Below are 13318 nucleotides of genomic sequence, written 5' to 3'. Positions count from 1 at the left end.
GACGGCCCGAGCCGTTCGGTCACGAGTTGCCCACAGGCTGTGGATAAAAACTGTGGAAAGTTTTCCGGCTAGCGCTCTAGCGCCACTTTGTCGACAGCACGACGCCGATGATGATGAGCCCGAACCCGATCAGCAGGTTCCAGTTCTGCAGGCTGGAGATCCCCGGAACGTTCGGCGCGATGTAGTAGACCGCGATCCAGGCGATACCGATGATCCAGGTGGCCACCATGACGGGGGCGAGCCAACGCGGGCTGACCTTCACCGTCTGCGCCTTCTGCGGCGGGGTGTATACGGCCTTCTTGCGAGTCTTCGACTTGGGCACGGGAGCGTCTCCTGGTGGGTACCCGCGCGGTCGTGCGGGCTGGTGTCAATAGCGTAATCGCTGTGGCGGTGAGGTCCCGAGCAAGGATAGTCGGCTCGGACCCCGCCGGGCGATCCCCCACGAGGGATTGCCGTACGCTGAAAGTCCGATTTCCGCCCTGCACGCCCAGCCACGCCGGTCAAGCGGGAGACACCTATGAGCCCGACCCGGGTGCTCGTGGTCGACAATCACGACAGCTTCGTGCACACGATCGTGCAGTATCTGCGCGGCCTGGGCGCCGACTGCGACGTACGGCCGCGTGACCACGTCGTCGTGGACGACGCCGACGGCTTCGACGCCGTGCTCGTGTCTCCCGGGCCCGGCACGCCGGAGGCGGCGGGGGTGTCGGTGCCCCTCGTACGGCACTGCGCCGAGCGCGGCCTGCCGCTGCTCGGAGTCTGCCTCGGCCACCAGGCCATCGCCGTGGCGTACGGGGCCGTGGTGGAGCGCGCACCGGAGCTCATGCACGGCCGCACCAGCCTGATCTCCCACGACGGGCGGGGCGTGTTCCGGGAGCTTCCGTCGCCGGTCACGATGACGCGCTACCACTCGCTCGCCGTGGTCCCCGGCACCGTTCCGGACCCGCTGGAGGTGACGGCGACGACCCCCGACGGCGTCATCATGGGCCTGCGCCACCGCGCGGCGCCCGTCGAGGGCGTGCAGTTCCACCCCGAGTCGGTCGTGTCGGAGCACGGCCACCGGCTGCTCGGAAATTGGCTCGCGCAGATCGTGTAACGCTTTCCGCTCCTGTTACGACTACATGAGTGAGGGCTTCCGCCATTGCCCCCGAGTGGCGGAAGCCCTTCCTCATGTCCAGGCATGTGCAGGCCGAACGCCGCACGCGCTCCCCGGCGGGCGCCCGGAAACGCCGACGGCGGCCACCGCCTCGCGATGACCGCCGTCCGCCCATGCCGTCAGTTGCCGAACGGGTTGTCCCCGCCCTCTCCCGGGGGTCCGACCTGGACGCTGTCGCCGCCCCCACCGTCACCGGTGCCGTCGCCGCCGTCTCCCGTGCCGTCCCCGGTGCCGTCGCCGGTGCCGTCTCCCGTGCCGTCCGTCGGCGTGTCGCCGGTCGGCTGCTGGGTCGGCGGCTGCTCCTGCGAGGGGCCGCTGGAGACCGTGAGCGTGATCGTGGTGCCGGGGTTGAGCTTGGCCCCGGGCTGCGGCGCCTGGTCGATGACGTTGCCCTCCGGCACCGTGTCGCTCGGCTGCGGCGAGGTCTTGACTCTGAAGCCGGCGCCTTCCAGCGTCTGCTTCGCGTCGTCGACCGTCAGCCCGACCACGCTCGGGACCTCGGTCATCTCCTTGGGCACGTACAGCGTGACCAGGGCGCCCTTCTCGACCTTCTCACCCGGCTTGGGCTTGGTGTCGAACACCTTGCCCTGCGGCTTGGTCGAGGCCTTCGGCACGATGCTGACCTTGAGCTCCAGCGCCTCCAGCTCGGCCCTCGCCTCCTCCGGCGACTTGCCGAGCACGGTCTCGGGGATGGCGACCTTCTCCTGGCCCTTGGAGACGACGACGGTGACCGTCGACCCCGGGTCGGCCTGCTCGCCCCCGGCGGGATCGGTGCTCACGACGGCGCCCTTGGGCACGTCGCCGTTGAACTCCTCCGGCCCGAATGCGACCTTGAACCCGGCCGCCTTCAACGCCTGCTCGGCCGCGGCCTTGTTCTGGTTGGTCACCGACGGCACCTCGACCTTGTCGGCCGTGGAGGAGCCGCCGGACCCGAGGAACGCGTAGCCGACACCGACCATCGCGCCGATGACCAACAGCGGGATGAGGATCCACAGGGCCGTTTTCAGCGCGTTGTTGCCGCCGCCGTTGCTGCGCCGCCGCCCGTCGTACCTGCCGCCGCCGCGCTCCTCCTGGGCGTACTCGTAGTCGGGGATGGCGCGGGTGTTCTGGGTCATGGCGGCGCCGCCGGCCGTGGCCATCGTCCGCGTGCGGTCCGCCCCGCCGTACCCGTTGTACTGCTGGGTGGCCATCGCCATCGTCTGCGGGTCGACCGGCATGCCGGACAGCGCCCGCTGGATGTCTCCGCGCATCTCGGCGGCGCTCTGGTAGCGCTGGACCGGGTCCTTGGCCATCGCCTTGAGCACGATCGCGTCGGCCCACTGCGGAATCTCCGGGTCGATCCGCGACGGCGGGATGGGGTCCTCCCGCACGTGCTGGTAGGCGATCGCCACGGGGGAGTCGCCGGTGAAGGGCGGCTGGCCGGTGAGCAGCTCGTACAGCACGCAGCCGGTCGAGTAGATGTCGCTGCGCGCGTCGACGCGCTCGCCGCGGGCCTGCTCGGGGGACAGGTACTGCGCGGTGCCGATCACCTGGGCCGTCTGGGTCATCGTGGCGGCGGAGTCGGCCATCGCCCGGGCGATGCCGAAGTCCATGACCTTGACCTCGCCGTTGACCGTCAACATGATGTTGGCCGGTTTGATGTCCCGGTGGACGATGCCGCCCCGGTGGCTGTAGTCCAGCGCCCGCAGGATGCCGTCCACCAGCTCCATGGCCCGCTCGGGCAGCAGCCGCCGGTCGGCGCGCAGCAGGTCGCGCAGCGTCCGCCCGTCGACGAACTCCATCACGATGTACGGCACGGGGGTGGCTTCCATCATGTCCTCGCCGGTGTCGTACACGGCGATGATCGACGGGTGGTTGAGCGAGGCGGCGGACTGCGCCTCACGCCGGAAGCGCGCCTGGAAGGTGTGGTCCCTGGCGAGGTCGGAGCGGAGCGTCTTGATGGCGACGACACGGTCCAGGCGGATGTCCCGGGCGCGATACACCTCGGCCATGCCGCCACGCCCCACGACGCCATCCAGCTCGTAGCGTCCGCCGAGAAGTCGTGGCTGAGTCATTTCCTGCACTGTCCCTTGCCGTTCATCTTGGGGTGCCACCGGTCTCCATCATCGACCCCTCTCCTCATCACTCCCCCTCATCCGGAGGGTTCGTGTCGTCGGGTGGGGCTTCCGTCGGGAGCGAAGTCTCATCGGTTTCCGGGGCCGAGGTGGACGTCGGAGTCGGGGTCGAGGTCGGGGACGAAGCCGGTGTGGGCGACTGGGTTGTCGATGGTGCCGACCTGCTTACGGTAGCCGACGGAACGGCGCTCGGCTTGGTCGACGTCGCCACAGCAGACGGCCGATGCGTTCGCGGAACCTCTGACCTGTGCGTACGTGCCGACGACGGCGATGGCGACGGCGAGGAGGACGGCGTGACGGGCGCGGTCGTCTCTCCCGGGTCCGGCGGCGCTTCGCCGGTCTGGGCGACAGTGAAGGCCAGGACCCCGATGCCGACCGCGGCGGCGCAGCCGGCCGTCGCGAGGAGCAGGGCCGCCGGACGGCGGCGCCGCCCGCCGACGGGCCCGTCCGGACCGCCCGGGCGCCGCGTACGGGCGCCGGGGACGCCCGCGGGAGCCGTGCGCGGGGCGGCCGGGACCGGCCCCAGCGGCGCGGTGGCGCCGGGACGCTGGGTCTCCTGGCCCGGCTGCCGGCTCAGCGGCGCCGTCAGCCCGGGCGCGGCCGCGGCGGCGCCACCCGCTCCGCCGGTCGCGGGAAATCCCCGGGGGTCGGTCAGCGAGCCGAGGACCGCCGTCGGGGCCGCCGTGCCCGTGAGCGTCTCACGCAGCATCCGCACCCTGTCGAGGAGCACCGGCCCGGTCTCGGGCCGCGCGGCGGGGTCCTTGGCCAGCATGGCCATGACGAGAGCCGCCACCGGCGCGGGCACGGTCCCAGGCAGCGGCGGGGGCGTGTCGTTGAGGTGCCGCAGTGCCAGCGCCACCGGGGTCTCCGCCGTGAACGGCGGGCGGCCGGTGAGGCACTCGTAGGCCACCACCCCGAGCGAGTAGACGTCGCTCGCCGCGGTCAGGGCCGTGCCGGACGCCTGCTCCGGGCTCACGTACTGGGCGGTGCCGAGGATCAGGCCGGTCGCGGTCAGCGGCGCCGCCTCCAGCGCGCGGGCGATGCCGAAGTCGGTGATCTTGACCTGTCCGTCCTCGGTGACGAGCAGGTTGCCGGGCTTGACGTCCCGGTGGATCACCCCGGCCCGGTGCGCGGCGTACAGGCCACGGGCGGCCTGCTGGACGACGTCGAGCGTGACCTCCGGCCCGAGCGCGCCGTTGCGGGCGAGGATGGCCGACAGCGGCTCGCCTCGCACCAGCTCCATCACGAGGTAGGCGAGGCCGTCGGTCTCGCCGTAGTCGAAGACCTGGGCGATGCCGGGGTCGGTCAGGGCGGCGGTGATCCTGGCCTCGGAGCGGAACCGGTCACGGAAGGTGGCGTCGTCCGCGACGTGGCGGCCGAGCAGCTTGATCGCCACCTCCCGGCCGAGCAGTTCGTCGTCGGCCCGCCAGACCTCGCCCATGCCGCCCGCGGCGATGGGGGAGGTCAGCCGGTATCGCCCGCCGAGCACCGTGTCGTTCATGCGTCCGTCACTGTCCCAGCACCGCCTGCATGACGTCGTGGGCGATCGGCGCGGCGACCGCGCCGCCGGTGGCGTCGTTGCCGGCGCTGCCCGACTCCACGAAGACCGCCACGGCGACCTTGGGGTTGTCGACCGGGGCGAAGGAGATGAACCACGCGTGCGACGGCTTGCCCGGCAGGGTCTCCGCCGTGCCCGTCTTGCCGGCCACGGTGATCCCGGGAAGCTTGGCCGCGCCGCCGGTGCCGCGCTCGACCACGTTGATCATCATCTTGGTCAGCTCGCCGGCGACCTCGGGGCTGACGGCCTCGTCCAGCTCGTCGGGGTCGGTCCCGTCGATCTCCGAGCCGTCCGCCATGATCTTGTTGACCAGGTACGGCTTCATGACCGTGCCCTGGTTGGCGATGCCGGCCGCGACCATCGCCATCTGCAGCGGGGTCATCTGGTTGCTCTGCTGGCCGATCGCGGTCTTGGCGAGGGCGGCCTTGCTCTCGTCCGGGCCGATGTCGCTGGGCGAGACCTCCAGGGGGATCTCCAGCGGCTGGCCGACTCCGAACTTCTCGGCCTGCTCCTTCAGCTTGTCGTAGCCGACGTCCATGCCCATGATGGCGAACGGCGTGTTGCAGGAGATCGTCAACGCCTCGACCAGCGTCGCCCGGCCGCCGCACGACTCGCCGTGGTAGTTGGGCAGCGAGATGTTCGTGCCCGGCAGCGGCAGCGAGTCGGGCGCGTCGACCTGGGTGTTCTCGTCACGCGACTCGTCGTCGCTGAGGTAGGCGGCGGCGGTCACGGTCTTGAACGTGGACCCCGGGGCGAACGTCAGGTTGATGGCCCGGTTGAGGAGCGGCTTGTTGTCGTCCTTGTCCAGCTTGTTGTAGGCCTTGTTGACGGTCCCCTTGTCCGCCTTGGCCAGCGGGTTCGGGTCGTACGACGGCACCGACACCATCGCCAGGATCTTGCCGGTCTTCGGTTCGAGCGCGACGACCGCGCCGCGCTTGCCGGTGCCGGCCAGGTCCTTGTACGCGACCTCCTGGGCCTTGGTGTTCAGCGTGAGGTCGACGCTCGCGCCCTTGGCGGGCTTGCCGGCGACCATGTCGATCGCCCGGCGGACGACCAGGTCGGGGTGGCTGCCGTCGAGGTAGCGGCTCATCGCGGCCTCGATGCCCGCGGCGCTCTCCGGCGCGAACCAGCCGACCACGTGCGTGAACGGCTTGCCGAGCGGATACTCCCGCTCGAACCGGAACTTCTTGTCGCCGGTGTCCACCGTCTTGGCCAGGGTGGTCTTGCCGTTGTCGGCCGTGATCCAGCCGCGGTCGACGTTGTAGCGGGCGTACAGCATGCGCACGTTGCGGGAGTCGTTGCGCAACCCCTCGGCCCGCACCGCGCCGAGATACGTCACGTTGGCCATGAGCAGGCCGAACATGAGCAGGCAGGCCACGGCGACACGCTTGAGCGGGCTGTTCATCGCTGCATCACCTGGGTCATCCCCTCGTCCTGGATCGCCTGCGGCGGCGGGCGGCGGGCCGCGTCGGACATCCGTACGAGCAGGGCGATGAGCATCCAGTTGGCCAGCAGGGCCGAGCCTCCGGCGGACATGAACGGCGTCACCAGACCGGTCAACGGGATCAGCCGGGTCACGCCGCCGACGATGATGAACACCTGCCAGGCCAGGATGAACGACAGGCCGCCCGCGAGCAGCTTGGTGAACGGGTCGCGGGCCGCCAGCGACGTGCGCAGCCCCCGCTGCACGATGAGCGCGTAGACCATGAGGATGGCCATCAGGCCGGTGAGGCCCAGCTCCTCGCCCACCGCCGTGAAGATGAAGTCGGAGAACGACAGCGGGATCTGGTAGGGGTAACCCTGCCCGAGGCCGGTGCCGAGGATGCCGCCCGAGCCCATGGCGAACATGCCCTGCATGAGCTGGTAGCTGCCGGCGCCCGCGTCGTACAGCCGCTGGTCCTCCGCGTGCAGCCAGACGTCGAATCGGGCCTCGACGTGGCTGAAGATCTGGCCGGCGACGAAGGCGCCGCCGACGAACAGCAGGATGCCGATGAGCACCCACGAGGTGCGCTGGGTGGCGACGTAGAGCATCACGATGAACGCGCCGAACAGCAGCAGCGAGCTGCCGAGGTCCTTCTGCAGGACCAGGACGCCGAGGCTGATCATCCAGGTGATGACGATGGGACCGAGGTCGCGTGCCCGGGGCAGGTCGATGAACAGCAGGCGGCGGCCCGCGAGGGCCAGCACGTCGCGTTTGGCGACCAGGTAGCCCGCGAAGAAGACGACCAGGGCCAGCTTGGCGAACTCGGCGGGCTGGATGCTGAAGGGGCCGACGCCGACCCAGATGCGGGCGCCGTTGATCTCTTTGCCGATGAAGGGCAGCATGGGCAGCACCAGCAGGCCCAGCCCGGCGAAGCCGGCGGTGTAGGTGAAGCGCTGCAAGACGCGGTGGTCTCTCAACGCGATCAGGACCGCGGAGAACATCACCACGCCGAGCGCCGTCCACATGAGCTGGTTGGCCGCCGACGCGAGTTTCTCGCCGGCCAGCTCGATCCGGTAGATCATCACCAGGCCGATGCCGTTGACCAGCGTCACGAGAGGAAGCAGAAGAGGGTCGGCCCATGGCGCCCACTTGGCCAGCACCAGGTAGGCCGCGAGCATCAGACCGCCGAGGCCGAGGCCGTAGCCGAGCATGCCGGACGGGACCTTGCCGTTGATCCCGAGCCCGACGCTGGCGTACGCGCCCATCACGATCAGCACGGCGAAGGCGAGCATGCCCAGCTGGGCCCCCCGCCTCTTCGCGGTCATCGGTACGGGCGTGGCTTCGACAGCAGTCACTTACTGGACCTCGTGGGGGTCGGTGTCGCCTCGGTGTCCGGCGTGGGGGCCGCCGACGCGCCGAAACTCTTGATCCTGGTGATCCCGGCCTGCAGGTCGTCGACCGGGATGCCGCTGCGGACCTGGTCCTGTTGCACGGCCGGCAGCGTCGAGACGAGTAGGTGGTCGGTGTAGGCGACCTTCTTGAAGGACACCGGCCCGACCTCCGCGTCGACGCCCTGGAAGACGACGAGCTCGTCTCCCTTGACGCCTACGTAGAACTGGCTCTGGGTCCACTCGTAGCCGAAATAGCCGCCGGCCCCGAGCGCGGCGGCGACGACCAGCACCCCGGCGGCCACTTTCGGGCCCGACCGGCGCTTGCGCGAACGCCGCGCGGAGGACTGGGCCTCGCGCGCGGGTTCGTCGTCCAGGTCGTCGTCGGTGATCACCGGTTGCGGCGCGGTCACGGTGGTGGCCCGGCCGGCGGGGGTGTCCGGCGGCGCGGAGCGCACCCGGCCGGAACCGGCCGCGCCCACGACCGCCGCCGCCCCGAGCGGCGGCTGAAGGTCGTCCACCTCGATCACGTCGGCGACCACGCAGGTGATGTTGTCCGGCCCGCCGCCCCGGTTGGCGAGGTCGATGAGCTGCCGGACGACGTCTTCGGGATCGTCGATCGTGGTCAGGGTGTGGTGCAGGGTCTCGGCGCTGACCACCGTGGACAGGCCGTCCGAGCACAGCAGGTAACGGTCGCCCACCTGGGCCTCCCGGTCCTGCAGGTCGGGGTCGACCTCGCCGCTCCCGTCCAGCGCGCGCAGCAGGATCGAGCGCTGGGGATGGTTGGCGGCCTCCTCCTGGGTGATCCGCCCGTCGTCGACGAGGGACTGCACCAGCGTGTGGTCGTGCGTGATCTGGTACAGCTCGCCATTCCTGAGCAGGTACGCGCGGGAGTCGCCCACGTGGACCAGCGCGAAGCGTGCACCGCTCCAGAGCATCGCGGTGAGGGTGGTGCCCATGCCTTTGAGGCTCGGGTCACGGGCCACCATCGCGTGCAACTGGTGGTTGGCGTCCCGGACGGCCGCCTCGATGGCGCTGAGCAGGTCACCACCGGAGGCGTCCCTGTCGAGGGACGACAGTGCGGCGATGGCGACCGAGCTGGCCACCTCGCCGTGGGCATGCCCGCCCATGCCGTCGGCGACGGCAAGCAGGCGGCCGCTGGCGTACGCCGAGTCCTCGTTGCCTTCACGGAGGAGCCCGACGTCCGAGCGAGCGGCGTAGCGGAGTGCGATGGTCATTTGCGCAATTCGATGACGGTTTTGCCGATGCGGATCGGAACTCCGAGGGGCACCGGGGTCGGGCGGGTCACTTTCGAGCGTTCGAGGTACGTGCCGTTCGTGGAGCCGAGATCCTCCACGAACCACTGGCCGTCCTGGGGAAAGAGCCGGGCGTGCCGGCTCGAAGCGTAGTCGTCGCTGAGAACCAGCGTGGCGTCGTTCGCCCGGCCGATGGTGATTGGCGTCTCCGTGAGGTTGATGATGGTCCCTTGCAGGGGACCACCGGTGACGATCAGCTGGCGGGGTTCACCCTTCTTGGGCTTGGAAACCGGTCGGGGTTGCTTGACCGGCTTGCGTGCGGGCGCGGGAGCCGTACGCGGACCGAACAGGTCTGTCCGGATGACGCCGACCGCGGCGATCACGAAGAACCACAGCACCGCCAGGAAGGCGAGCCGGATCAGCAGCAGCGTTAGCTCGGACATGGACCGTTTGTCTACCTCTAATCGCGCCTGAACACCAGTGTCGTACGGCCGAGGGTCACCCTCGTCCCGTCTTGCATCTCGACCCTGCGGACCGGCTGGCCGTTGACGAAGGTGCCGTTGGTCGAGCCCAGGTCCACGAGCACGACCTGCGGCCCTTCCACTCTTAGCTCGGCATGATGCCGTGATACGCCGGGATCCACCAGCCGAAGATCACAATCGGTTCCGCGGCCCAGCAGCGTCACCGGTGTGGTCAGCTCGTACGACCGCTGGCCCTGGGGATCGTCCTGAGTCGAGACGAGCAGCCGCGGACGCCCCTGGAACGGGTTGGGGCGGCCGGCGGGCACGTCGCTCGGCGGCTGACGGATCTCGTCCTGCTCCACCGTCGCGCCGCGGATCACCCCGGACCGGATGCGGAAAAGCCCGACCGCGAGATCGTCGGCGGTCTCGAACCGCACCCGCACCGGCCCGACGAACGAGTAGCCCTGCTCCTTGGCGTACTCCCTCGCGAGAGTGGCCAGTTCATGGCTGATGCTGTCGGCGTACACCTCCAGCCGTTCGCTGTCGGTCGTCGACAGCTCCACCACGAAGTCGTTCGGCACGAGCGTGCGACCCTGAGCGACGATCGCGGCGCGCTCGTCCATCTCCCTCTGCACGGCGCTGGCAACCTCGACCGGCTGGAGATCGGACTTGAACGCCCGCGCGAAGGCCCCTTCAACCAACCCTTCGAGCCTGCGCTCGAAGCGCTGAAGGACTCCCACCGGATACCTCCCTTCCACTGCCACTACGGTCGCGATCGCTCCGGTGCTGCACTGAGCTCCTTCGCATCGTCGTTTAGAAGGATCGTATCCGGGTTCGTAAGCACGGGCGGATACGTGCTAACCTTTCCAGGCACCCAGAGATGGGGGCCAACCGCAAGGGCAAGTGGCGGAATGGCAGACGCGCACGGTTCAGGTTCGTGTGTCCGAGAGGACGTGGGGGTTCAACTCCCCCCTTGCCCACCAGAAACGAGCTCCGCTTGGCAGTAGCCAGCCGGGGCTTTTTTCTTGTGCAACCCAGGGGAGCGACCCCCTGGAACCCCCGGCCGGATGACAAGCTCCGCTTGGCAGTCGCCGGCCGGGAATTTCTTCTTGTGCAGCTCAGGGGGGCGGCCCCTTGGGGCGCCCGGCCGGACGGCGTGCCTCGCCTGGTCGCAAGCGAAGCTTCCACGTCCGGCCTCCCCTCCCCGGCCCGTACGGCACGGGCCCCGTGTGCGTGTCGCGCCGGGGGCCCCGAACGAAGATCGGGGCCCCCTCCGCGCGCACTGCACATTCTCCGGAGGCCGCCTTTCAAACCACTTTCCGCGCACTTGCAGGCGGCGACCTTTACTATTTGTCCCAGTCGGTGAGCATTGGCGTCTCGTAGTGAGAGACGTCCCCGCGCCTGTCAGGCGACGAGCAGCTCACCGACCAGGGTGGTGAGATCGATCACACCGACGGGCGTGCCGCCGGCGTCCGTGACGAGCCCGAGCTGGGCCCGGGCCTCCTGCAGCAGAGTCACGGCGTCGGAGATCGTGGTGTTCTTCGCCATGCGGGGGACGGGGGTCGCCAGCTCGCCGGCCAGGCGTCCCGGCTGGATGACCGAGTCGCGCACGTGGAGCACGCCGACCACGTCGTCGGGGGTGACCACCAGCATGCGCAGGCTCCCGCCGCGCGCCGCCGTCCGGCGTACGAGCAGGTCGTCGGCGTTCGCGGGCACCGAGGGCGCCTCGCCGACGGGCACCATCAGCCGTTCGACCGGCTGGGAGTGCACCCGCAGCGCGCGGGTGAGCAGGTCGTGCTCGTCGCGATCGAGCATGCCCATCCGGCCCGACTCGGCGACCAGCATGGCGAGCTGGCGGGGCGTGCGGGTGGTGGCCAGCTCGTCGCGTGGCCGTACGCCGGCCAGCCGCAGTATGCCGTTGGTCAGCGCGTTCAGCACGGCGAGGATCGGGCGGACGACCCAGGCGAAGCCGCGGAACGGCAGCGCCAGTCCCATCGCCGCCCGCTCGGGATGCGTGAGCGCCAGCGACTTGGGGGCCATCTCGCCCACGACCATGTGCAGGAACGTCACCAGGGCGAGCGCCACGACGTACGCCACGGGCGTGCGCAGCGACTCGGGCAGCAGCGTGAGCACCGGCTCCATCAGGTGCTCGATGGAGGGCTCGGCGACCATGCCGAGGCCCAGGGAGGCCAGGGTGATGCCGAGCTGCGCCCCGGCGAGCATGAGCGACAGCTCGCGGCCACCCCTGACCGCGGCGCGGGCCGTGACCTTGGCCAGCCGGCCGCCGCTGACGGCGACCTCCTCCAGCCGGTGCCTGCGGGCCGAGACGAAGGCGAACTCGGCCGCCACGAAGAACCCGTTGGCGGCCAGCAGCACGATGCCGAGCAGCACTCCGGTGAGAGAACTCATGCGGGCCTGCCCTGGAACAGCGCGGAGAACAGCTCGGTGGCGTAGTCGGCGCCGCCCGGGCCGCGGGCGGCGGCGCGGGCCTTCTCCCGCTCCGGCCGTTCCTTTTCCGGCGCCTGCGCCGATTCCACCGCGGTCGACTCCGTCGACACCCGCACCCATTCGGGGACGCGGCGGCGCACGCTCAGCACCGTGAGCACGGCCCGCTCGGCGTCCTCCCCCTCGTCGTCGAAGAGATGGGGCTCGGGCACGAGGGGGGAGACGACCCGGTCACCGGGCTCGGCCATCCGGCCGAGGAGCGCGAGGACGAGCCCGGCCACGGTCTCGTAGTCCTCGCTCTCGGGCAGCCGCACGCGCGTCGCGCGCTCGACCTCGTCGAGGCGGAGGGTGCCCGGCACGTCCCAGACGTCGTCGCCGCGCCGGACCACGCCGAGCGGTTCGGGGTCGTTCTCGTCCACCAGCTCGCCGACGAGCTCCTCGGCCAGGTCCTCCAGCGTCACCACGCCGGCCAGCCCGCCGTACTCGTCGATCACGCAGGTGAGCGTCTCACCCGCGGAGGTCATCCGCCGCAGCAGCTCGGGCAGCGGCAGCGTCGCGGGGACGAGCAGCGGCGCGCGGGTGATGCCGCCGACGAGCCCGTCGGCCGGGGCGCCGGCCCTCAGATACTCGGGCAGCCCGGCCACCCCGACGACGTCGTCGGCGTCGGTGCCGAGGACCGGGTAGCGGGAGTGGCCGTGCGAACGCAGGGCGTCGAGGAACTCGGCGACCGGCCACTCCGCGCGCAGCGAGACCACGCGCGGGCGGGGGACCATGACGTCCTCGGCGGTTCGGTCGCCGAACTCGAGCGCCCGCTCCAGCATGTCGGCCAGCCGGGGCGGCAGCTCGCCCGCCGCGGCCGATTCCGTCACGATGCGCGACAGCTCCTCGGGGGTGGCGCCGTGTTCGAGCTCCTCCACCGGCTCGATGCCGAACAGGCGCACGAGCCGGGTCGCCGAGGCGTCGAAGAAGCGGATGACGGGCCCGGCGACCATGAGGTAGACGTGCGTCGGGCGAGACAGGAACTTCGCGACGTCGTCGGGACGGGCGATGCCGAGGTTCTTGGGGGCGAGCTCGCCGATGATCATCTGCACGATCGTGGCGATCGCGACACCGAGGGCCACGGCGACACCGGGGACGGCCGCACCGGGCAGCCCGGCGGCCTCGAGAGGGCCGCGCAGCACACTGGAGATCGCGGGTTCGGCGATGAAACCCACCAGCAGGGTGGTGACGGTGATCCCGAGCTGCGCGCCGGAGAGCATGAACGACAGGCGTCCGGTGATGTCGAGGGCCCGGCGCGCGGCGCTGTCACCGGCCGCGGCCTGCTCGCGGAGGGTGCCGCGGTCGGCGGCGACGAAGGCGAACTCCTGAGCCACGAAGAACCCGGTGGCCAGGGTCAGGAGCAGCACGGCCAGGAGGCCGAGGGCGGCGCTCATTGGGCGCCCGCCGTGCGATCATGAGATCCCGTGCGTGCGCACGGGCAGGTACTCCAGGGGTCCGAAACGGACACGACGATCCTT

11 protein-coding genes and 1 tRNA gene are annotated in these 13318 nt (G+C 70.6%); 2 read left to right on the top strand and 10 right to left on the bottom strand.

All coding sequences use genetic code 11. The features are described from left to right. Nucleotides 1-76: 76 nt before the first annotated feature. Entirely contained in the window at nucleotides 77-322 is a 246-nt protein-coding gene (locus ACWEQG_RS35060; protein ID WP_452291443.1) for a cell division protein CrgA, read from the bottom strand. A gap of 195 nt (nucleotides 323-517) precedes the next feature. Here ACWEQG_RS35060 and ACWEQG_RS35055 point away from each other — a divergent pair, with 195 nt between their 5' ends. Next, a complete protein-coding gene (locus ACWEQG_RS35055) occupies nucleotides 518-1096 on the top strand; it encodes an anthranilate synthase component II (protein ID WP_346228720.1) in 579 nt (192 codons plus the stop codon). A gap of 179 nt (nucleotides 1097-1275) precedes the next feature. Here the strand turns inward: ACWEQG_RS35055 and pknB are convergent, their stop codons facing one another. The 7 genes from pknB to ACWEQG_RS35020 all read right to left on the bottom strand — a co-directional run bounded on the left by pknB (nucleotide 1276) and on the right by ACWEQG_RS35020 (nucleotide 10096). Continuing rightward, a complete protein-coding gene (pknB, locus tag ACWEQG_RS35050) occupies nucleotides 1276-3210 on the bottom strand; it encodes a Stk1 family PASTA domain-containing Ser/Thr kinase (protein ID WP_452291441.1) in 1935 nt (644 codons plus the stop codon). Nucleotides 3211-3277: 67 nt separating this feature from the next. Continuing rightward, the gene (locus ACWEQG_RS35045) at nucleotides 3278-4771 is read right to left on the bottom strand and encodes a protein kinase domain-containing protein (protein ID WP_452291439.1); all 1494 of its coding nucleotides are present in this window, start codon (nucleotides 4769-4771) and stop codon (nucleotides 3278-3280) included. Between the two features lie 7 nt (nucleotides 4772-4778). Beyond that, a complete protein-coding gene (locus ACWEQG_RS35040; protein ID WP_363473001.1) occupies nucleotides 4779-6233 on the bottom strand; it encodes a peptidoglycan D,D-transpeptidase FtsI family protein in 1455 nt (484 codons plus the stop codon). After that, nucleotides 6230-7576 carry an FtsW/RodA/SpoVE family cell cycle protein gene (locus ACWEQG_RS35035; protein WP_363473004.1) on the bottom strand — a complete coding sequence of 449 codons (1347 nt, stop codon included), beginning with the start codon at nucleotides 7574-7576 and terminating at the stop codon, nucleotides 6230-6232. The genes ACWEQG_RS35040 and ACWEQG_RS35035 overlap by 4 nt, the downstream gene beginning before the upstream one ends. A 26-nt stretch (nucleotides 7577-7602) precedes the next feature. Then, the gene (locus tag ACWEQG_RS35030; protein WP_452291437.1) at nucleotides 7603-8877 is read right to left on the bottom strand and encodes a Stp1/IreP family PP2C-type Ser/Thr phosphatase; all 1275 of its coding nucleotides are present in this window, start codon (nucleotides 8875-8877) and stop codon (nucleotides 7603-7605) included. Beyond that, nucleotides 8874-9338 (bottom strand): FHA domain-containing protein FhaB/FipA, encoded by a 465-nt coding sequence (locus tag ACWEQG_RS35025; protein WP_363472998.1) that lies wholly within the window; start codon nucleotides 9336-9338, stop codon nucleotides 8874-8876. Before ACWEQG_RS35025 ends, ACWEQG_RS35030 begins: the two co-directional genes overlap by 4 nt. 17 nt (nucleotides 9339-9355) lie before the next feature. Next, nucleotides 9356-10096, bottom strand: a complete 741-nt coding sequence (locus tag ACWEQG_RS35020; RefSeq protein WP_363472996.1) for a DUF3662 and FHA domain-containing protein — start codon at nucleotides 10094-10096, stop codon at nucleotides 9356-9358. Nucleotides 10097-10253: 157 nt separating this feature from the next. On the opposite strand from ACWEQG_RS35020, the gene ACWEQG_RS35015 reads away from it, so the two are divergent. Continuing rightward, nucleotides 10254-10339 (top strand) — tRNA-Leu (locus ACWEQG_RS35015). Between the two features lie 421 nt (nucleotides 10340-10760). Here ACWEQG_RS35015 and ACWEQG_RS35010 read toward each other — a convergent pair. Continuing rightward, nucleotides 10761-11765: a hemolysin family protein gene (locus ACWEQG_RS35010; protein ID WP_452291435.1), complete on the bottom strand. Its 1005-nt coding sequence runs from the start codon at nucleotides 11763-11765 to the stop codon at nucleotides 10761-10763. After that, nucleotides 11762-13234 (bottom strand): hemolysin family protein, encoded by a 1473-nt coding sequence (locus ACWEQG_RS35005; RefSeq protein WP_452291433.1) that lies wholly within the window; start codon nucleotides 13232-13234, stop codon nucleotides 11762-11764. Before ACWEQG_RS35005 ends, ACWEQG_RS35010 begins: the two co-directional genes overlap by 4 nt. Nucleotides 13235-13318: the final 84 nt, after the last annotated feature.

The organism is Microbispora sp. NPDC004025 (assembly GCF_053604425.1).
The sequence above is the reverse complement of the archived record's forward strand: the minus strand, read 5'-3'. Positions and strand labels throughout refer to the sequence as shown.